This is a genomic window from Flavobacterium koreense (assembly GCF_054776075.1).
The window spans coordinates 1,817-22,049 of record NZ_BAAHCF010000042.1; the positions used below are offsets into that span (position 1 = coordinate 1,817).

At 31.7% G+C, this 20,233-nt stretch carries 22 protein-coding genes; 8 read left to right on the forward strand and 14 right to left on the reverse strand.

The features are described from left to right. Positions 1–654: OmpA family protein (locus ACYU7A_RS13495; protein WP_460577359.1), on the forward strand; the 654-nt coding region annotated here is incomplete at its 5' end. 61 nt (positions 655–715) lie between these two features. On the opposite strand, the gene ACYU7A_RS13500 is transcribed toward ACYU7A_RS13495, so the two are convergent. Next, positions 716–1,516: a class I SAM-dependent methyltransferase gene (locus ACYU7A_RS13500; protein WP_460577361.1), complete on the reverse strand. Its 801-nt coding sequence runs from the start codon at positions 1,514–1,516 to the stop codon at positions 716–718. 87 nt (positions 1,517–1,603) lie between these two features. Between ACYU7A_RS13500 and ACYU7A_RS13505 the strand changes: the two genes are divergently transcribed. The 3 genes from ACYU7A_RS13505 to ACYU7A_RS13515 all read left to right on the forward strand — a co-directional run bounded on the left by ACYU7A_RS13505 (position 1,604) and on the right by ACYU7A_RS13515 (position 3,585). Beyond that, positions 1,604–2,536 (forward strand): peptidylprolyl isomerase, encoded by a 933-nt coding sequence (locus tag ACYU7A_RS13505; protein WP_396146566.1) that lies wholly within the window; start codon positions 1,604–1,606, stop codon positions 2,534–2,536. A 97-nt stretch (positions 2,537–2,633) separates the two neighbouring features. Next, entirely contained in the window at positions 2,634–2,954 is a 321-nt protein-coding gene (locus ACYU7A_RS13510; protein ID WP_460577363.1) for a c-type cytochrome, read from the forward strand. A gap of 76 nt (positions 2,955–3,030) precedes the next feature. Next, on the forward strand, positions 3,031–3,585 hold the full coding sequence (locus tag ACYU7A_RS13515; protein ID WP_460577365.1) for a hypothetical protein: 555 nt from the start codon (positions 3,031–3,033) through the stop codon (positions 3,583–3,585). 5 nt (positions 3,586–3,590) lie between these two features. Here ACYU7A_RS13515 and ACYU7A_RS13520 read toward each other — a convergent pair whose 3' ends face one another. Both ACYU7A_RS13520 and glgA read right to left on the reverse strand, forming a co-directional pair. Further along, complete coding sequence (locus tag ACYU7A_RS13520) at positions 3,591–4,862, reverse strand: glucose-1-phosphate adenylyltransferase (RefSeq protein WP_460577367.1); 1,272 nt, start codon at positions 4,860–4,862, stop codon at positions 3,591–3,593. Positions 4,863–4,874: 12 nt separating this feature from the next. Further along, positions 4,875–6,101, reverse strand: a complete 1,227-nt coding sequence (glgA, locus tag ACYU7A_RS13525; RefSeq protein ID WP_460577369.1) for a glycogen synthase — start codon at positions 6,099–6,101, stop codon at positions 4,875–4,877. A 116-nt stretch (positions 6,102–6,217) separates the two neighbouring features. On the opposite strand from glgA, the gene ACYU7A_RS13530 reads away from it, so the two are divergent. Beyond that, positions 6,218–6,553 (forward strand): tRNA-binding protein, encoded by a 336-nt coding sequence (locus ACYU7A_RS13530; RefSeq protein WP_460577371.1) that lies wholly within the window; start codon positions 6,218–6,220, stop codon positions 6,551–6,553. Here the strand turns inward: ACYU7A_RS13530 and ACYU7A_RS13535 are convergent. From ACYU7A_RS13535 to ACYU7A_RS13550, 4 genes are all read right to left on the reverse strand, one after another. Continuing rightward, positions 6,550–6,765, reverse strand: coding sequence for a hypothetical protein (locus ACYU7A_RS13535; protein ID WP_460577373.1), 216 nt, complete (start codon positions 6,763–6,765; stop codon positions 6,550–6,552). The genes ACYU7A_RS13530 and ACYU7A_RS13535 overlap by 4 nt on opposite strands. 12 nt (positions 6,766–6,777) lie before the next feature. Beyond that, positions 6,778–7,539 (reverse strand): WG repeat-containing protein, encoded by a 762-nt coding sequence (locus tag ACYU7A_RS13540; RefSeq protein ID WP_460577375.1) that lies wholly within the window; start codon positions 7,537–7,539, stop codon positions 6,778–6,780. Positions 7,540–7,605: 66 nt separating this feature from the next. After that, positions 7,606–7,986, reverse strand: a complete 381-nt coding sequence (locus ACYU7A_RS13545; protein ID WP_298302381.1) for a PUR family DNA/RNA-binding protein — start codon at positions 7,984–7,986, stop codon at positions 7,606–7,608. A gap of 68 nt (positions 7,987–8,054) precedes the next feature. Further along, complete coding sequence (locus tag ACYU7A_RS13550; RefSeq protein ID WP_460577377.1) at positions 8,055–9,812, reverse strand: ABC transporter ATP-binding protein; 1,758 nt, start codon at positions 9,810–9,812, stop codon at positions 8,055–8,057. Between the two features lie 194 nt (positions 9,813–10,006). On the opposite strand from ACYU7A_RS13550, the gene ACYU7A_RS13555 reads away from it, so the two are divergent. From ACYU7A_RS13555 to yajC, 3 genes are all read left to right on the forward strand, one after another. Further along, entirely contained in the window at positions 10,007–11,110 is a 1,104-nt protein-coding gene (locus tag ACYU7A_RS13555; protein WP_298303278.1) for a Glu/Leu/Phe/Val family dehydrogenase, read from the forward strand. A gap of 118 nt (positions 11,111–11,228) precedes the next feature. Further along, complete coding sequence (gene nusB / locus ACYU7A_RS13560) at positions 11,229–12,137, forward strand: transcription antitermination factor NusB (RefSeq protein WP_460577780.1); 909 nt, start codon at positions 11,229–11,231, stop codon at positions 12,135–12,137. An 18-nt stretch (positions 12,138–12,155) separates the two neighbouring features. Next, a complete protein-coding gene (gene yajC, locus ACYU7A_RS13565; RefSeq protein ID WP_460577379.1) occupies positions 12,156–12,431 on the forward strand; it encodes a preprotein translocase subunit YajC in 276 nt (91 codons plus the stop codon). A 67-nt stretch (positions 12,432–12,498) separates the two neighbouring features. On the opposite strand, the gene ACYU7A_RS13570 is transcribed toward yajC, so the two are convergent. The 7 genes from ACYU7A_RS13570 to ACYU7A_RS13600 all read right to left on the reverse strand — a co-directional run bounded on the left by ACYU7A_RS13570 (position 12,499) and on the right by ACYU7A_RS13600 (position 20,078). Beyond that, entirely contained in the window at positions 12,499–13,074 is a 576-nt protein-coding gene (locus ACYU7A_RS13570) for a YdeI/OmpD-associated family protein (RefSeq protein ID WP_460577381.1), read from the reverse strand. 32 nt (positions 13,075–13,106) lie between these two features. Next, positions 13,107–14,360: a peptidase T gene (pepT, locus tag ACYU7A_RS13575; protein WP_460577383.1), complete on the reverse strand. Its 1,254-nt coding sequence runs from the start codon at positions 14,358–14,360 to the stop codon at positions 13,107–13,109. A gap of 7 nt (positions 14,361–14,367) precedes the next feature. Next, on the reverse strand, positions 14,368–14,709 hold the full coding sequence (locus ACYU7A_RS13580) for a hypothetical protein (RefSeq protein ID WP_460577385.1): 342 nt from the start codon (positions 14,707–14,709) through the stop codon (positions 14,368–14,370). A 75-nt stretch (positions 14,710–14,784) separates the two neighbouring features. Beyond that, positions 14,785–18,135, reverse strand: coding sequence for a preprotein translocase subunit SecA (secA, locus tag ACYU7A_RS13585; protein ID WP_460577387.1), 3,351 nt, complete (start codon positions 18,133–18,135; stop codon positions 14,785–14,787). A 106-nt stretch (positions 18,136–18,241) separates the two neighbouring features. Next, positions 18,242–18,463, reverse strand: coding sequence for a DUF2795 domain-containing protein (locus ACYU7A_RS13590; RefSeq protein ID WP_022828503.1), 222 nt, complete (start codon positions 18,461–18,463; stop codon positions 18,242–18,244). Positions 18,464–18,583: 120 nt separating this feature from the next. After that, on the reverse strand, positions 18,584–19,153 hold the full coding sequence (locus ACYU7A_RS13595) for a cob(I)yrinic acid a,c-diamide adenosyltransferase (RefSeq protein WP_460577390.1): 570 nt from the start codon (positions 19,151–19,153) through the stop codon (positions 18,584–18,586). 226 nt (positions 19,154–19,379) lie between these two features. Next, complete coding sequence (locus tag ACYU7A_RS13600) at positions 19,380–20,078, reverse strand: ABC transporter ATP-binding protein (protein WP_396146539.1); 699 nt, start codon at positions 20,076–20,078, stop codon at positions 19,380–19,382. Positions 20,079–20,233: the final 155 nt, after the last annotated feature.

The following is a 20,233-nucleotide window of genomic DNA, read 5'->3' on the forward strand; positions in this document are numbered from 1 at the left end:
TCTGGAGTTGTAACGGATAAAGAATCAGGATTACCACTTTCTGGAGCACGAGTAACATTGTCAGATGCTAATTACAAAAAACTACAAGAAGTAATCTCAGATAAAGACGGTAAGTTCGACTTTGGAAAAGTTGATTGTGGAACAAAATACTACATCAAAACAGAAAAACCAGAGTACAATACTGTAGAGACAGCAACCATTACAAAAGACGAATCTGGAAAATCATTTGTTCCAGTAGAACTTGAGAAAGCTGTAAAACCAGTTAAAGTTGGAGACAACTTAGCAGAAGCTTTCAAAATCAAAATCATCTACTTCGATTTAGACAAGTCATTCATCAGACCAGATGCAGCAGTAGAATTGGCTAAAATCTTAGATGTAATGGAACAAAATCCAACGATGGAGATTGATGTACGTTCACACACAGACTGTCGTCAAACAGCCAAATACAATATGGCTTTGTCTGACAGAAGAGCTAAATCAACTATTGCATGGTTAGTAGAAAAAGGCATCGCAAAATCAAGGCTGACAGGAAAAGGATATGGTGAGTCGCAACTAGTAAACGATTGTGGTTGTGAACCAACAAATCAATCAAACTGTACTGAAGACCAACACCAAGCCAACAGAAGATCTGAATTTATTATTACTAAATTGTAGATTATTTAATATACAATTGTTTAAACCCTGGGAACCGTTCAAGTAATTGAGCGGTTCTTTTTTATTTCTTATTTGCTGAAATAGAATATACCATTGGAATCTTATTGCCAAAATGTTTTATCCTAAATTTATTTGGCTCAAATTCTTCAGTTTCATTGAAGCAATTGTATGGTGAATAATCATATTCATTGAAACAATTAATTTCCAAACCATTATCAATTAATGAATTTAATAACTCAGAAGTTGGGTGATTCCAAGTCATCGTTTGTGTTGAAAGTTCAGCTTCTTTATCAGCATAAGTTCCAGATTCGGCTTCAATAATTGGCTCGACATTGAAATAGTTATAAAAAACCTCCTTAAAATCATTGTCAAACATCCAAACGACAGGATGAAAATCAGCCATTATAAATTTTCCATCAGGTTTTAAAAAATGTGTAATAACTTTAGCCCATTTATCTAAATCAGGAAGCCATCCAATAGTTCCATAACTTGTGAAAACAATATCGAATTTTTCATCAATAAACTTTGGAGCATCATAAATATCACAACATACAAAAGTAGTATCTAAATTCAATTTTGCAGCAAATTCTTTAGCTCTTTCAATGGCTTTATCAGACAAATCAACACCAGTTGCTTTTGCACCCATTCTCGAAAATGTCATCGTATCTTGACCAAAATGACATTGTAAATGTAAAATACGTTTTCCTGTTATATCTCCAAGTAATTCTAATTCAATAGAATTTAAAGTAGATTTTCCATCCAAAAAACCTTGCATATCATAAAATTCAGACGCAATATGAACATCAGTTTTATTGTTCCAAGTTTGTTTGTTTATGTTTATGTAATCCAATTTATTTTCCATTTCAAAATATTTTAAAATCAAATGTACTATTTAAATCGAAACAATTAAAATTTTGTAATTTTGCACTTCAAATAAAAATACAATAGAATGGAAAACGGAATATATGCTAAATTCAATACCTCTAAAGGTTCAATTTTAGTAAAACTTACACACGATTTAACACCAGGAACAGTTGGTAATTTTGTAGGATTGGCAGAAGGTCAATTAGAAAACACTGCAAAACCAATGGGAAAACCATATTATGATGGATTAAAATTTCATAGAGTAATTCCTGATTTTATGATTCAAGGTGGTTGTCCACAAGGAATTGGTTCTGGTGGTCCTGGATATAGCTTTGAAGATGAATTTCATCCTTCATTAAAACATGACAAACCTGGAGTTTTATCTATGGCAAATTCGGGCCCTGCAAGTAATGGTTCTCAATTTTTTATCACGCATGTTCCAACAAATTGGTTAGACAACAAACATACAGTTTTTGGTCATGTTGTAGACGGTCAAGATGTAGTTGATGCTGTAGCTCAAGGTGATTTAATAGAATCTTTAGAAATAGTTAGAGTAGGAGAAGAGGCTGAAAAATGGAATGCTATTGAAGCTTTCAGAACATTTGAAGGTTCAAGATTAAGAAAATTAGAAGAAGCTAAAAAGCAAGCCGAAGAAGCAATGGAAAAGTTAGCGGCTGGTTTTGATAAAACGGAGAGTGGTTTGAGATATAAAATCATCCAAAAAGGAAATGGTAAAAAAGCGGAAGCAGGAAAAACTGTTTCTGTTCATTACACAGGTCAATTAGAAAATGGTAAAACATTTGATTCCTCTTACCCAAGAAAAAAACCAATTGAGTTTCCTTTAGGAAAAGGTCACGTTATTGAAGGTTGGGATGAAGGAATTCAATTGTTAGAAGTTGGAGATAAAGCACGTTTTGTAATTCCATCATATTTAGGATATGGAGCAAGTGGTGCTGGAGGTGTAATTCCACCAAATGCAACTTTAGTTTTTGATGTTGAACTAATGGACGTTAAATAAGATATTGTAAATTATTGTAAATAAAATGTAAAAATATAATCCCGATAGATATTCTGTTGGGATTTTTTTTATATTTACTTTATCTAAACCAATAATTATGAAAACAAAAATTTTAGCAGTTGCTCTTTTTGCAATTGTACTTTATTCTTGTGGAGGTTCAAAATCTGTTCCACCTCCACCACCACCAACAACAACTAATAAAACTCCAACAGTTGAAGCCAAGCAAGCAGATAGTGCATCTGACTTGGCTGAAGGAAAAAGTTTATACGAAAATAATTGTGCAAAATGTCATGATCTTTTTAAACCAAAAGATTTTAATGCAGAACAATGGAAGCCAATTCTTTTAGACATGCAGAAAAAAGCTAAAATTTCAGATGAGCAAAGAGAAAAAATATATAGTTATTTAACTGCTAACTAAAAATCAATCCGTCTTTTGGCGGATTTTTTATTGGAATAGTTTTTGAGTTACTATCTTTGAACTTTATTTAATTTCAATGCGTTATTTAATTGTTTTTTTATTGGCAACTTTTTCAATTCATGCACAAGATTTAGGTCAGACGCAACATTGTGGCTATGACTTTACCTCTTATTTAGTTTTGGACGTTCATGAAGAAGGAGTGAAGCAAAATATTAAAGGTTTGAAATTGTCCTTAGTAGATTCAAATGGAAATGAATTGATTAATTTCAACAATAAATACAGTTGGAAAAACGAAAATAAACCTTTAATTTTTTCATTCAATTATAAAATTGACGAAGAAGTAAAATCTGAAGTTCCAGCAGATAATAAAAAAGAACGTTGGTTTTTTCCTTATGCTAAAGACAACTATTTTCTGTCAATAATCAATTCTTTCCCAGCTGATGAAGTAAAAGTGAAAATTGAAGATATAGATGGTAATGAAAACGGTGGTTTATATGAAACTCAAATCGTTGATTTAGGATTTTTTGATATGTTTGTTTTATGCACTAATCAAGCACAAGAATATGTAACTCAATTTGGCAGAAAAGCAAATAAACCGCTAGAAGTGATTCTTAAGAAAATACATAAATAGATATTTTATATCGTAAATCCGTTAGGTAATGTAACACCTTTTTTAATTACAATAATTCCATCCTTTATTGTGTACAAATCAGTGTTAGCATCTTTTAAATGTTTACCACCGTTAAGTTTTACATCATTTCCAATTTTACAATTTTTATCTACAATAGTGTTGTTTATAAAACAACGTTCACCAATTCCTATATTTGTTATATTGTTATATGTATTATGGCTAATTTCATCTAAATTTTGATAATAATCATTACCCATCAAATAGGAATTTGTTATAATTGAATCGCGATTAATTCGAGTTCGAATTCCAATAACCGAATGTTCAATTTTAGTACCGTTAATGATACAGCCTTCAGCAATAATTGACTTGTCAACGGTTGTTCCACCTGTGATTTTTGATGGAGGCAAAACTCTTGCACGAGTATAAATTTTACCAGAATTATCAAATAAATTAAACTTCGGAATGTCGTCTGTCAATCCTAAATTAGCTTCAAAAAACGAATCAATATTTCCAATATCGGTCCAGTATCCTTCATATTGATAACTCAATATTTTTTGTTTTCCTATAGCTTGTGGAATGATTTCTTTTCCAAAATCTTTGGTTTCTTGATTCGACATTAATTCAATCAATAAATTTCTATTGAATATGTAAATTCCCATTGAAGCCAAATAATGTTTTCCTTCCGCTTTAGATTCTTCGCTAACTTCCGATGTCCATTCAGGTAACAAATCGGCCTTTGGTTTTTCTATAAATGACGTAATAAAATTCTCAGAATCGGTTTTCAAAATTCCAAATTCAGGAGCTTCTTTTGCTGTTACTGGTAAGGTTGCAATGGAAATATCGGCACCGCTTTCTTGATGCGCTTTTATCATTTCGTTAAAATTCATTTGATATAATTGATCACCTGATAATATTAATGCATAATCAAAATCGTGATTCAAAAAATGATTCATACATTGACGCACAGCATCAGCAGTTCCTTGAAACCACGTTGGATTGTCAGGCGTTTGTTCAGCTGCTAAAATATCAACAAAAGCCGTGCTAAAATGACTAAAGTGATACGTGTTTTTGATGTGTTGATTTAAAGAAGCCGAATTAAACTGCGTTAAAACAAACATTCGTTTAATATCAGAATTAATACAATTTGAAATTGGAATGTCAACCAATCGATATTTTCCTGCAATTGGCACTGCTGGTTTTGAACGACTTTCAGTTAACGGCGATAATCTTGATCCTTGTCCGCCACCCAAAATGATGGCTAATGTACTTTTTCTCATCTTTAGTTATTGTTATGCTTTTTCTTTTTCAAATTTTGAAATCACTTCTTCGTAATAGTTGTAAGTAGTTTTTGCAATAGATTCCCAACTAAATTTTTCTAAAACTCTTTTTCTTCCAGCTTGTCCCATTGTTGTCGCCAAAGTTTCATTTTCAAGTAATAAATTTATTTTAGTAGCAAAATTACGCTGAAAATCTTCTGGGTTTTTCGGATTAAAATCGGTTCTAGATACACTTTCTAGCGGAATTAAGTAACCAGTTTCACCTTCGGTAATAATTTCTGGAATTCCACCAACAGCACTTCCTACAACAGGAGTTTCGCAAGACAACGCTTCAAGATTTATGATTCCAAATGGTTCGTACAATGATGGACAAGCAAAAACTCTTGCATGACTGTACAATACTTTGATTTTTTCTCTCGGAAGCATTTCAGAAATTAAGATAACTCCGTCTCTTTGTGATTTCAATTCTGCAATTAAATCTTCTGTTTCTTTTGCAATTTCTTCGGTATCAGGTGCGCCTGCACACAAAACAATTTGACAATTTTTATTAAAATATTTAGCTGCCGAAATCAACTGCGAAATACCTTTTTGACGCGTAATTCTTCCCACAAAAAGTACAAATGGAATTTCAGGATTTATACCATATTCTAACAATAAATTGTTGTCAAATGTTGGTTTGTAAAATTCAGGATCAATTCCGTTATGGATTACAGTAACTTTTTCAGGATTAATTCCATAAGCTTCTACAACATCAGTTTTCATTTGTTCACTCACAGCAATTACGCCATCTGCGGTATTGTAAGCGTGATTTTCAATCCAACGAGAAAGAAAATAACCATTTCCTAATTGTTCTACTTTCCAAGGTCTATGTGTTTCAAGACTATGTGTGGTTAATATCAATGGAACTTGCAATAATTCTCTCGAAAAAATTCCTGCTAAATGTGTATACCAAGTATGACAATGAATTACATCTGCAAGTAAAGTGTGTTGTGACATTTCAACATTTTTACTCAAATTATGAAACATTTTGATGTGCGGATTCGTTGCATCTTCCATTTTAGTCAACGAAGATTGAATTCCAATAATGTTCATGGCATCTTTTTCTTCAAGTTGATTTCCAAAACATCGTACTTCAACTTGACCGAGTTTTGCTAATTCTTGACTTAAAAAATCGATATGTACACCTGCGCCACCATAGATATTAGGCGGAAATTCATTGGAAAAAAGTGCTATTCTCATGTAGGATGAAAGGTCATAATTTGTGAATTATAAAGTTAGGGAATTTATTTAATCAATTCGTTTTTTAATAACATAAAAACTATACAATTTGTATTTTTGTAAATAAATGCAATTTTATGGAACCAATTACTTGGAATGATTTTGAAAAAGTAGAAATGAGAGTAGGAACAATAATTGAAGCCAATGATTTTCCTGAAGCTAGAAAACCTGCGTATCAATTAACGATTGACTTTGGTGCTGAAATCGGAATAAAAAAATCGTCTGCACAAATCACAAAGCGATATGCTAAAGTAGATTTGGTTGGAAAACAAATCATAGCAGTTGTGAACTTCCCAAAGAAACAAATTGGAAAATTCATGAGTGAATGTTTAGTTTTAGGTTCTGTAAATGAGGATGAAGTAGTTCTTTTATCATCCGATTTAAAAGTAGAAAACGGCTTGCGAATTGCTTAGTTTTGCTTTCTACGTTTAGTAGCCATATACATATTAAAAAAAGAAAGTAAAATAAATAATATTGGAATAATATAAAATTTATTTCTTTCATCACCAAAGTTTTCAGCTTCTATTTGACGGTAGTTTGAATAAATTATGTATAACCAAAATATGATACTTATAGTATTAAAAACCAAAGCATATCTGTTTAAAAAAGCTAGAATTTTTTGCATAGTGTGATTATTTTATATTTTATTTCCTTGTTTGTCAATGATAAAAGTTTTTCCGTTTAAAGTTACTGTAGTGGTGCCATTTTTAAAATTTTCGGCCATTTCATAGATAAAAGGAATTGCAATTTTTCCAGATTTGTCAGCAAAGCCAATTTTCCCATTTAACATTAAAAGACATAATCCATCCCTAAAAAAGTTGGCTCTTTCATAAATACAAGGAATTATTTCTTTAAAATTGGTATCAACATAACCCCATTTTTTATCGCGATAAACTCTTGCCACACCATTATCAAATCCATCAATTGTGTCATAAATTAGAGGAAGTAAAACTTTTCCGTTGACATCAATTATGCCACATTTGCCTGATTTTCTTACAATAGCGATACCGTTTTTAAATTGGTCAGCAATATCATAAATTAACGGAATGGCTACTTTGCCATCTGCATTACAATAACCATATTTTCCTTTATTTACAACAACTGCTCTTTCATCTTTAAAGTTTCCAACATAATCATATATAAGAGGAATGATTTCTTGTCCAGTTTTTGAAATCGAACCCATTTTATCACCCAATTTCACCCATATTTTATCTTCTGAAAATGCACCAATTTGGTCATAAATTGATGGAATAGTTTCTACTCCTGTACTATCAACTACACCAAATTTAGTGTTGTTGGTTGTCGTTTTATAACCGTTGCTGTTGTATTTATTTGCAACAACATTGTTTTGAGCAAACGCATTAAAACAAACCAACATAAAAAGGATTAAGTACTTCATAACTTTAAAAATTGGTAGAAATTAAAAACTCCAAAAATCTTTCAACTTTTGGAGTCTGTTTTTATTTTAAATATCATCAAAATCAATATCGGTAAAGCTAGTTGTCTTTGGTTCTTCTTCGCCTTCTGTTTTTTCGGTGAAATATTCTTTTTTGAAATCTTTTTGGTGTCTTTCAGAAATTACTTCTTCACCTTTATTGTTTAATACAAACGATGTCATTTCGTCTAAAATTTCTTTGAAAGCTGTAAAATCTTCCTTGTACAAATAAATTTTATGCTTTTTAAAGTGAAATGATCCATCTTCTTCGGTAAATTTTTTACTTTCAGTAATGGTAATGTAGTAATCTTCAGCTTTTGTAGCTCTTACATCAAAGAAATAAGTTCTTCTTCCTGCTCTCAATACTTTAGAAAAAATTTCATCTTTTTCTAACATGTCGTGTTCTCTCATATTCGTTCTGTCAATTAGTGTAGTTTTTCTTTTACGAAAATGATAAAAAAAATGTTACGATGCAAGAATTATTCTACTTCTTTTTCAGAAAGTTGTTTGTAATAAAGTTCTTTATAATAGCCTTCTTGGTTTACTAATTGATTATGAGAACCTTGTTGGATGATTTTTCCTTCCTCTAAAATTATAATTATATCAGCATTTTTTGCTGACGAAACTCTGTGACTAACAATTATTGTAGTTTTATCTTTAGAAATTTCCAATAAATTATTCAAAATTTGTTCTTCGGTTTCTGTATCCACTGCTGAAAGGCAATCGTCAAAAAGTAGAATTTCTGGATTTTTTATAATCGCTCTTGCTATAGAAACACGTTGTTTTTGTCCGCCAGAAAGTGTAATTCCTCTTTCACCAAGAATAGTTTCATATTGTTGGTTGAACTGAATGATATTATCATGAACTACCGATTTTCTTGCGGCTTCAAATACTTCTTCGTCAGTAGCATTTTCTTTTCCAAACTTAATATTATTCTTTATAGAATCTGAAAACAAAAAGGCATCTTGTGGAACAATTCCGATGCTGTTTCTTAAATCATATAGATTTAGTTCTGCCAAAGGAGTTCCGTCCATTAAAATTGTACCAACTTTCACATCGTGCATTCTAGTAATTAAAGTTAGAATACTAGATTTTCCTGAACCTGTTTTGCCTAAGATAGCAAGAGTTTGACCTTTTGCAACTTTAAAAGAAACGTTTTTCAAAGCTTCAATATTGGTATCATCGTATGTGAAACTCACATTTTTAAATTCAATTTCTCCTTTGATTATGGAATGATTTGGATTGGTGTTTTTAATTTCAGGTTCCACTTTCAAGAACTCATTCAATCTTTTTTGAGATGCTTCAGCTTCTTGAACTAACGATGAAACCCAACCAATTGTGGCAACAGGCCAAGTTAGCATGTTTACATATAAAATGAATTCTGCAATTTTTCCGATGCTATCAATTTCGCCATTGATGTACATCATTCCTCCAAAATAAATCACCACCAAGTTACTCACTCCAATCAAAGTCACCATCAATGGTCCAAAAAATGATTGAACGTTTGCCAAACTCATACTCTTTGATTTGCTTTCTTTTGCTAAATCAATAATGTTGTTTTGATGTTGTTTTTCTAAACCATAAGCTTTTATAACTCTAATTCCTGAAAAAACTTCTTGTGTGTAACTTGAAATTTTAGATAAATATTGCTGAAAAATAGTACTTCGTTTGTTGATTTCAACACTCAATTTGAAAATAATAAACGATAAAATAGGCAAGGGTAGAAGAGTGTATAATGTTAATCTTGGTGAAACATTATACATATAGATAATCACAATTGTAAAAGTAATCAAAGTATTTATGGTGTACATAACAGCAGGTCCAACATACATTCTTACTTTTCCAACATCTTCACTAATTCTACTCATTAAATCTCCAGTGCGATTTTGTTTGTAAAAATTCTGATCTAAAACTTCGTAATGCTTGAAGACTTCATTTTTCAAATCAAATTCTATATGACGCGACATTACAATTAAAGTTTGACGCATCAAGAAAGTTAAAACTCCAGCAATTATTGTAGTTCCAATTATAAGTAAAACATTTTCAATAAGTTGACTTTTAATGATGTCGTTACTTACATTAGTTTTATGGAAATCTTCAATAGCTTTGAATGATTTACTAATTAATTTTGGAGTAAACAATCTAAAGATTTGTGCTACAATAGTTATGACGATACCTAGTAAAAATCGGTATTTATATTTGACAAAATATTTATTTAAATATTGTAATTCTTTCATTTTAATTCTTTAATTATTTGCGGAAATACTTCTATAATTGTTAAAATGATAGAAATAATTCATTTTTAAAATATTCAGTAAAAATTAATTTTATTAACAATATGCTAATTAAAACTAAATTTCATGAATTATTTTGAATAAAAAGTTAAATTTGCGATGACTTATTGATAAAGTCGCAACCCAAATATATTTTTATGACTACAGAAATCACAACTCCAAAAGAGCTTCAAAAAATGGATCCAGTCTTCGGACAGCTATCATTTGATAATCATGAGCAAATTGTTTTTTGCAACGACAAAGATACAGGATTAAAAGCAATAATTGGTATTCACAATTCAGTTTTAGGGCCAGCTTTGGGTGGAACTAGAATGTGGAATTATGCAAACGAATGGGAAGCATTAAACGATGTTTTACGTCTTTCTCGTGGCATGACTTATAAATCTGCAATTACAGGTTTAGATCTTGGTGGAGGAAAAGCAGTTATTATAGGTGACGCTAAAACTCAAAAAACGCCAGAAATGATGCGTAAATTTGGTGAGTTTGTTCATTCCTTATCTGGAAGATATATTACTGCTGAAGATGTTGGTATGGTAACTGCCGATATGGATACGGTTCGTGATGTAACTCCATACGTAACAGGAATTTCAGAATCACGTGGTGGTTCGGGTAATCCTTCTCCAGTAACCGCTTATGGTGTTTACATGGGAATGAAAGCTGCTGCTAAATACCAATTTGGTTCAGATAATTTAGACGGTAAAAAAATATTAGTTCAAGGAATCGGTCACGTTGGTGAAACTTTAGTTGAGTATTTAACTAAAGAAGGAGCTTTGGTTCAAATTGCAGATATCAACGAAGGACGTCTTGAAGAAGTAAGTAAAAAATATGGTGCTTCAATTTATACAGGAAGCGATTTATATACTGCAGATGTTGATATTTATGCACCTTGCGCACTTGGAGCAACTATTAATGACGATACAGTTTACAAGATAAATGCTAAAGTTATTGCTGGAGCAGCTAACAATCAGTTGGCAAATGAAAACGTTCACGGACCAATTTTGCAAGAAAGAGGTATTGTTTATGCACCAGATTTCTTAATCAACGCAGGTGGAATTATCAATGTTTATGCAGAAATTGCTCATTATGACAAAGCTGAATCAATGCGTAGAACAGAAAACATCTATAATACAACTTTAGAAATTTTTGATTATGCTAAAGCAAACAATTTGACGCCTCAAAAAGCGGCAATGGCAATTGCAGAACTTAGAATCGAACAAAGAAAAAAAGAAAACGCTAAATAGTTAAGTGTTTAAAAAAAATAGTTTTATTTTTGCAAAGCGAAAGAGCATTTTCTTTCGCTTTGTTAATTTTTAAAAGTTCTTATCCGTGTTAAACAGAAGACATATCCGTATAAAAGTGATGCAAGCTATTTATGCTATGCACCAAAGTGGTTCTGACGATCTTGAAAAACAAGAAAAATTTTTGCAAGCTAGTCTAGAAAATATTTTAGATTTATATCTAATAATGTTGTCTTCTTTAGTCGAAATTCGAAAAAAGGAAATAGAATATATCGAAATTGCTCAGAAAAAGCATCTTGCTACACCTGAAGAGCGAAATCCAAATCAACGTTTTGTAAACAATCCTATTCTTGTTGCTTTAGAAGAAAGTAATTCATTGAGTATTGCTCTTGAAAAAAGAAAAATCAACAACTGGCAGGCAAATGATGATACCATTTTATTGCTTTTACAAGATGTAAAACAAAGTGATTTGTATCAGAATTACATGGCTAAAAAAGCGGTTACTTTTGAAGAAGAGCGTTTTTTTGTGGTAGATATGTTCTCTGAATTGATTGCTCCAAATGAAAAATTATATTCTTATTTAGAAGATTTTAAATTGACTTGGGTAGATGACATTCCTGTTGTAAATACTCAAATTCAAAAACAATTGCGTCATATGTCGGCAGATGCTGATTTGATAAAAGTTCCTGCAATTTATAAAGACGAAGAAGATAAAGATTTTGCATCAGCATTGTTTAGAAAAACGGTGTTAAACGAAAGCGAATTAGCAAAAGAATTTATTGATAAAACTCCAAATTGGGATGTGGAACGAATAGCCGAATTGGATACAATAATTTTGAAAATGGCTATTTGTGAATTTTTGAAATTCCCATCAATTCCTTTGAAAGTAACTATTAATGAATATTTAGAACTTGCTAAAGAATATTCAACACCAAAAAGTAGTCTTTTTATTAATGGAATTTTAGATAATCTTGTAAAAGATTTCCAAAAAAATAATAGAGTTAATAAAGCCGGAAGAGGTTTAATATAAATTTAAATAATAAAAAATATGGGACAGATAAGTCAGTTTTTACCGTTTATTCTAATGTTTGTTGTAATCTATTTGTTTATGATAGTACCACAACAAAAGAAAGCTAAAAAAGAGAAAGAGTTTGAAAGTAGTTTAAAAGTTGGTGATAAAATAGTCACTAAAAGTGGTTTTCATGGTAAAATTGCTGAATTAGCTGAAACTACTGTTGTTATCGAAACAATGTCAGGAAAATTAAAAATGGAAAAGTCTGCTATATCTCTTGATATGAGTGCTGCTTTGAATAAGAAAGCATAAGTTTAGATTCCAATATTAAAAAATCCCAAATTTCAAATGATGAAGTTTGGGATTTTTTTTGACTATTTTATCTGTATTTATCATTCAAACCTATATTATTTAGAATCATTGGTTTGATTTTTTCAAATCTTGCAAGTTTAGTTTTTTCTTGCTTTGCAGTTTCAATATATTCAAGAAACTCATTCTGTTTTGAAGATGTAAATTTTTCAAAAGCAATAGAAAGTTCTTTATCTGATTCTAATTCTGCATCTAAAAACGCACAAACAATTCTTGCTTTCTTGGTTGGTTTAATCGATTTTCCTTCTTTTTCATTTGCAATTGCTTCATTGATGTAAGCTAAAATTTGCTTTTCGTTGATTTCCTCTTTAGAAGTAAATCGCCACTGACGAAGTGCTTTGGTTACACCTTCATTGGCATTAACTAAAACATTTAATTCATCTTTTAGAAATACTCCGTTATAAAACCAAATGGTAAAAAAGTTTTTGAATCCACCAATTCCGATTACGTTTTTATTGTTTGCAACATAAACAATTCCGCCCCATTTTGTGGTTTCAATTAATTCGGTTTTGTTGATTATGGATTTTAGAATCTCTAGTTCTTCTTCCCATAAATCATTACTATTCCAACTTTTTTTTTCTTCCATTTTTTGATAATCTTATTTCAGAAATAAAAGAATTATTTATCTGAAAAATCTGTTGTGGCTGTTAACTCAGCAATTTTTACAATTACATCAACGGCTTTTTGCATACTTTCTACTGGAACATATTCATATTTTCCATGGAAATTATGACCACCAGCAAATATATTCGGACAAGGTAATCCCATATAAGATAATCTTGAGCCGTCTGTTCCTCCACGAATTGGTTTTATTAATGGTGTGATTCCTAATTGCTTCATAGCTTCTTCGGCTAAATCTACAATAAACATCATTGGTTCTACCTTTTCGCGCATGTTGTAGTATTGGTCTTTAACTTCTGCAATGCAAATATCTTCGCCAAATTGTTGAGCGAATTTTTTATTAATTCCTTCAGCAATTTCTAAAACTTTATTTTTTCTTTCTTGAAATAAATTGGCATCATGATCACGAATGATTAGTTCAACCACGCTTTCTTCAATACTTCCTGAAAGACCTACAACATGATAAAATCCTTCATAATCTATTGTTTCTTGAGGAATTTCATTCTTTGGTAATTGGTTTATAAAATCATTTGCTATAAGCATTGAGTTTATCATTTTACCTTTAGCATAACCAGGATGCACACTTTTCCCTTTGAATTTGATTTTTGCTCCAGCAGCATTAAAGTTTTCATACTCTAATTCACCAATTTGACTTCCGTCCATTGTGTAAGCCCATTTTGCATCAAATTTTTCTACGTCAAAAATATCGGCACCACGACCAATTTCTTCATCTGGAGTAAATCCAACTCTTATTTTTCCATGCTTAATTTCAGGATGTTGCACTAAATATTCCATAGCGGTAACAATTTCAGTTAAACCAGCTTTGTCGTCAGCTCCTAAAAGTGTTAATCCGTTTGTTGTAATTAAAGTTTGTCCTTTATACAATAATAAATCTTTAAAATAACTTGGAGAAAGAATGATATTTTGCTCTTTATTTAAAACAATATCGCCACCATCATAGTTTTCTATAATTTGTGGTTTTACATCTTTACCAGTAAAATCTGGAGATGTATCATAATGGGAAACAAATCCAATTGTTGGAACTTCATGGTCAACATTGCTAGGTAATGTTCCCATAACGTAGCCATTTTCATCAATGGTAACTTCGGTTAATCCAATAGTATTTAATTCTTTAACTAATAAATTGGCAAGATCTAATTGTTTTTTAGTACTTGGTGTCGTCGGAGAATTTGCATCCGATTCTGTATCGATAATGACATAGCTTATAAAGCGGTCGATGATGTTTTGCATGTTTTTTTTATAAAATATTTGTATTACTTAATCCTTTGAATAATCTAAATAAACCATAAATTATAGCTCCGTAGGTTATCAATCCAATTCCTGAAAATGTGATTGCGATTCCAACTACAAGCCAAATGGCTCCATATAGTATATCTTTGTTTGCTTCTGCTCTTTCCGAATCCATTAATTTGTCTTCGCCATCAGCAATTAGTTTTTTTGCTGCTTCTTCGTCGATTCCTTTTTCTAATAAAGCAGCAATAATTAGTCGTTTAGGTTGTTCAGCAATAAGGCTAGAAACAACATACTCTTGTATGCTTTTTGGGTTTTCTTGATCGGATAATGTTTTGTTTTCAAACATATAATTATTTTTTTCAAATATAAAAAAATCCTCAACTGCTTTCACAATTGAGGATTGTATTTTGAGCAAATTTACTTATTCGTTAACGATAACCCATTCACCACTTGCAATCATACTTTCAGCTTTTTTGTATTTCAAGCTTTCTGTTTTTCCACTCATAACGTGTTTGATAGTAATAGTATCGTTTCTGTTAATCTTAGGTTGATCACGAACGATAGTCTCTGTTACTTGACGTTGTTGCGTTTGTCCAGCTTCACGGTTTTGTTCCGCTAGGGTGTCGCTATTTGGGATTTCATCTTTAGATTCAATGTAATCTTGCTTACGTTTTACTTCTCTTGCTTCTTGTATATTATTGTTTTGCTGTGGTAAATCGCCTTTAAATAAGAACGAAATAACTTCTTTATTTACGCCATCTAACATGGTTCTAAATAAATTAAAAGCTTCTAATTTATAAATCAGTAATGGATCTTTTTGTTCGTGAACAGCAAGTTGAACTGATTGTTTCAACTCATCCATTTTACGTAAGTGCTTTTTCCAAGCTTCATCAACGATTGCTAGTGTGATATTCTTCTCAAAATCAGCAATTAATTGTGTCCCATGAGATTCATATGCTTTTTTCAAATCGGTAACAACATTTAATGATTTGATACCATCTGTAAAAGGAACTATAATTCTCTCAAATGTGTTTCCTTCTTTCTCATAAACATTAGCAATGATAGGGAATGCTTCTCTTGCACTTCTTTCTGTTTTTTCAGTGTAATATTGCATTGCAGCTTTATAAACTTTACCAGTCAATTCCATTTCTGATAATTTTGCAAAATCACCTTCTGATACTGGTGAAGTTATCGAGAAATAACGAATTAATTCGAATTCAAAGTTTTTAAAATCATTACTTGCTTTATTATCACCAACGATTACTTCGCAAGTATCATACATCATATTTGCAATATCTAGTTTCAAACGTTCTCCATGTAAAGCATGACGACGACGTTTGTAAACTACTTCTCTTTGTGCATTCATAACGTCATCATATTCTAACAAACGTTTACGAGTACCAAAGTTATTTTCTTCTACTTTTTTCTGAGCTCTTTCTATAGATTTAGTCATCATAGAATGTTGAATCACTTCACCTTCTTTCAATCCCATTCTATCCATTACTTTTGCAACTCTTTCTGAACCAAATAAACGCATTAAGTTATCTTCAAGAGAAACATAAAATTGTGAACTTCCTGGATCTCCTTGACGACCAGCACGACCTCTCAACTGACGGTCAACACGACGCGAATCGTGACGCTCAGTACCAATAATTGCTAAACCACCAGCAGCTTTCACTTCTGGAGTTAATTTAATATCGGTTCCACGACCAGCCATATTTGTTGCAATGGTTACTACTCCAGGTTTTCCAGCTTCAGCAACAATTTCTGCTTCACTTTTGTGCATTTTGGCATTCAATACGTTGTGAGCAACACCACGCATTTTCAACATTCTACTCAATAATTCTGAAATTTCAACCGATGTTGTTCCAATTAATACAGGTCTTCCTGATGCAGATAATTGAGTAACATCTTCAATAACAGCATTAAATTTTTCACGAACAGAACGATAGATTAAATCTTCTTTATCATTTCTAGAAATTCCTCTGTTGGTTGGAATTTCAACTACGTCTAATTTGTAAATTTCCCAAAGCTCACCAGCTTCTGTAACTGCAGTTCCTGTCATACCAGCTAATTTGCTGTACATACGGAAGTAGTTTTGAAGTGTAATTGTAGCAAAAGTTTGGGTTGCAGCTTCAATGGTTACTTGCTCTTTGGCTTCAATGGCTTGGTGTAATCCGTCTGAATAACGACGACCATCCATAATACGACCAGTTTGCTCATCAACAATAAGAATTTTGTTATCCATGATAACATATTCTACATCTTTTTCAAAAAGAGTGTAAGCTTTTAATAATTGTGTAAGCGTATGAATACGTTCCGATTTGATTCCGAAGTCTTGAAATAATTTTTCTTTTGCTTCAGCTTCTTTATCTTTTTCAAGATTTTGTTTTTCAATAGCTGCAATTTCAGTTCCAATATCTGGAAGTACGAAAAAGCTTTCATCAGTATCTTGTGATAGGAATTTGATTCCATTATCGGTCAATTCTACTTGATTGTTTTTTTCTTCAATTACAAAATATAATGCTTCGTCAACAATTGGCATTTTGCGGTTGTTATCTTGCATGTATTCATTTTCAGTTTTTTGTAAAAGTGCTTTTACACCTTCTTCACTCAAAAATTTAATAAGTGCTTTGTTTTTTGGAAGCGAACGATAAGCTCTCAACAACTGAAAACCACCATCTTTAGTATTTCCTTCTTTAATCAATTTTCTTGCTTCTGCTAAAAATCCATTAGCAAGTTGACGTTGCAAATTGAATAAATTTTCAATTTTCGGTTTCAATTCATTAAATTCATGACGATCACCATCAGGAACTGGACCAGAAATAATTAATGGAGTTCTAGCATCATCAATCAATACAGAGTCAACCTCGTCGACAATGGCATAATTGTGTTTTCTTTGAACCAAATCTTCTGGCGAATGTGCCATGTTATCTCTAAGGTAATCAAAACCAAATTCATTGTTTGTACCATAAGTAATATCAGCTTCATAAGCTTTTCTTCTTGCATCAGAATTTGGCGAATGGTTGTCAATACAATCAACTGTTATTCCATGGAATTCAAATAAAGGAGCTTTCCAAGTACTATCACGTTTTGCTAAGTAGTCATTTACAGTTACTAAATGAACTCCATTTCCAGTTAATGCATTTAAGTAAAGTGGAAGAGTAGCAACTAATGTTTTTCCTTCTCCTGTTTGCATTTCCGCAATTTTCCCTTGATGTAAAACGATACCACCAATTAACTGAACGTCATAGTGAATCATATCCCAAGTGATTTCTTTTCCTGCAGCATTCCATTGGTTTGCCCAATTTGTTTGATCGCCAACAAGAGTAATGTATGGTTTTGTAGCAGAAAGTTCTCTGTCTTTTTCTGTTGAAGTAACTGTAATTGTAGTGTTTTCTTTGAAACGTCTTGCAGTTTCTTTTACAACTGCAAAAGCTTCAGGAAGAATTTCCATTAATACTTTTTCTGAAATTTCGTAAGCTTCTTTTTCTAGAGCATCAATAGCATTATAGATATCTTCTCTTAAATCGATGTCTGATGTGTTTTCAGCATCTGCTTTTTTTGCAGCAATTTCAGCATCTTGTTTTGCACGAGCTAACTTAATTTTTTCTTTGAATTCGGCAGTTTTTGCTCTTAACTCATCGTGAGATAAAGCCATTAATGCTGGTTCAAGTGCTTTAATTTTAGCAATATAAGGTTGTGTAGCTTTTACATCTTTTTCAGATTTATCACCTACGAAAATTTTAAGTATATTATTAATGAAACTCATAATGGGTTTGTATTTATTTTTTTATTATCCCTAATTTGGGTGTGCAAATTTAAACAAAAAAAAAGCCCCAAAGGAGACTTTTTTCTGTTGTGTTAGTTTATTTTTTTTAATATTCGTCCTCGTTCCAAAGATAATCTTCGTCAGTTGGATAATCTGGCCAAATTTCTTCCATTGATTCATATATCTCGCCTTCATCTTCAATAGACTGAAGGTTTTCAACTACCTCAAGCGGAGCACCAGCTCTAATTGCGTAGTCTATAAGTTCATCTTTGGTTGCAGGCCACGGTGCATCACTTAAATAAGATGCTAATTCTAATGTCCAATACATCTGCTTTCGATTTTATAATTTATGCAAAAATAAATTTTTAACTGAAATAGTCAAGTAAAAATTGATTTATTTTATAATTAAAGTTAAGAACGTTTGTTTTTGTTGGTTTTAGAAAGCAAATTACTTTCTAGGTATCCACTGAACTTCGTCAGCTTTTATGTCAAATGACAACTTTCGTGCCAAGACAAAAAGATAGTCAGAAAGTCGGTTTAGGTATTTAATTACTAGTTCATCTGTTGGTTCTATGTCATTTAAATGTACAGCTAAACGTTCGGCACGACGGCATACACAGCGTGCTATATGACAATATGACACCGTTGTGTGACCACCAGGAAGTACAAAATGTGTCATTTGTGGTAAACTATCTTCCATTGCATCAATTTCTTTTTCTAAATAGTCAATGTCAGTTTCTAAAATCCCTAGATTTTGTAAACGTTTTTCGCCATTTTTAAGCGTTTCTTTTTCAGGTGGAGTTGCTAATATTGCTCCAACAGTAAAAAGTCGATCTTGAACTTCGATTAATACATCTTTGTAGTGTGAATTTATTTCTTGGTCGCGAATTAATCCAATATGTGAATTTAATTCGTCAACAGTTCCATAACTTTCAATTCTGATGTGGTGTTTTGGAACTCTAGTTCCGCCAAAAAGTGCTGTGGTTCCGGTGTCGCCAGTTTTTGTATATACTTTCATTTTAGACTTTTAGATTTTTAGATTTTTTGACTGTCAGATTTATGTCTTTGTCAAAAAAATCAAAATTGTTTTTCAAAGGTAACAAAAATTAATATGGATTGCCAACTAGCCCTGATGGGAATGGCGTCTCGTCTTTTGGACGAGACAGAATGGACAGCAGGAATAAGGATTATAGATAAAGCCCAAGCGATTCGCTCCTAAATCCATTAAAACTAAAAGATAAGGTTTATAAATGACCTTCGTTTAATTTATCACTTTCGATAATTCCGTCACGTAATCGGATGATTCTGTGAGCATATTTGGCAATGTCTTCTTCGTGAGTTACAAGAATTACAGTGTTTCCTGATGCGTGAATGTCTCCAAAAAGTTTCATGATTTCCACCGATGTTTTACTATCAAGGTTTCCTGTTGGTTCATCGGCAAGGATGATTGAAGGTTTGTTAACCAAAGCTCTTGCAACTGCTACACGCTGACGTTGACCTCCAGAAAGTTGATTGGGTTGGTGATCCATTCTATCGTCTAATCCGACTTGAGTAAGTACTTCTGTGGCTCTTTTATTTCTTTCGGATTTTGGATAACCTGCATAAATCATTGGTAAGGCAACATTATCTAAAGCAGTTGTTCTTGGCAAAAGATTAAAAGTTTGAAAAACAAAACCAATTTCTTTGTTACGAACTTCTGCCAAATCATCATCGTGCATTTGAGAAACATCTTTTCCGTTAAGAATGTAGGTTCCAGAGGTTGGTGTGTCTAAACATCCTAGAATATTCATCAAGGTTGATTTTCCTGAACCAGAAGGTCCCATTAAAGCAACATACTCACCTTTATTGATTTGCAAATCAATTCCTTTTAATACATAAATAGTTTCGTTTCCGAGGATGAAATCTCTTTTGATGTCTGAGATTTTTATAAGAGTGTTTGACATGATAATTTGGACTAATAAATGATTAGTAGTTTAAAACTGTATAAAGTTACAAATTCAAAACTAAAAAATGACATTTATATAAGTTTAACATTTAATTATATAACATTACAAATGGATGTTGGAAGTAGTTTTACATAAATATTAAAACTTATAAA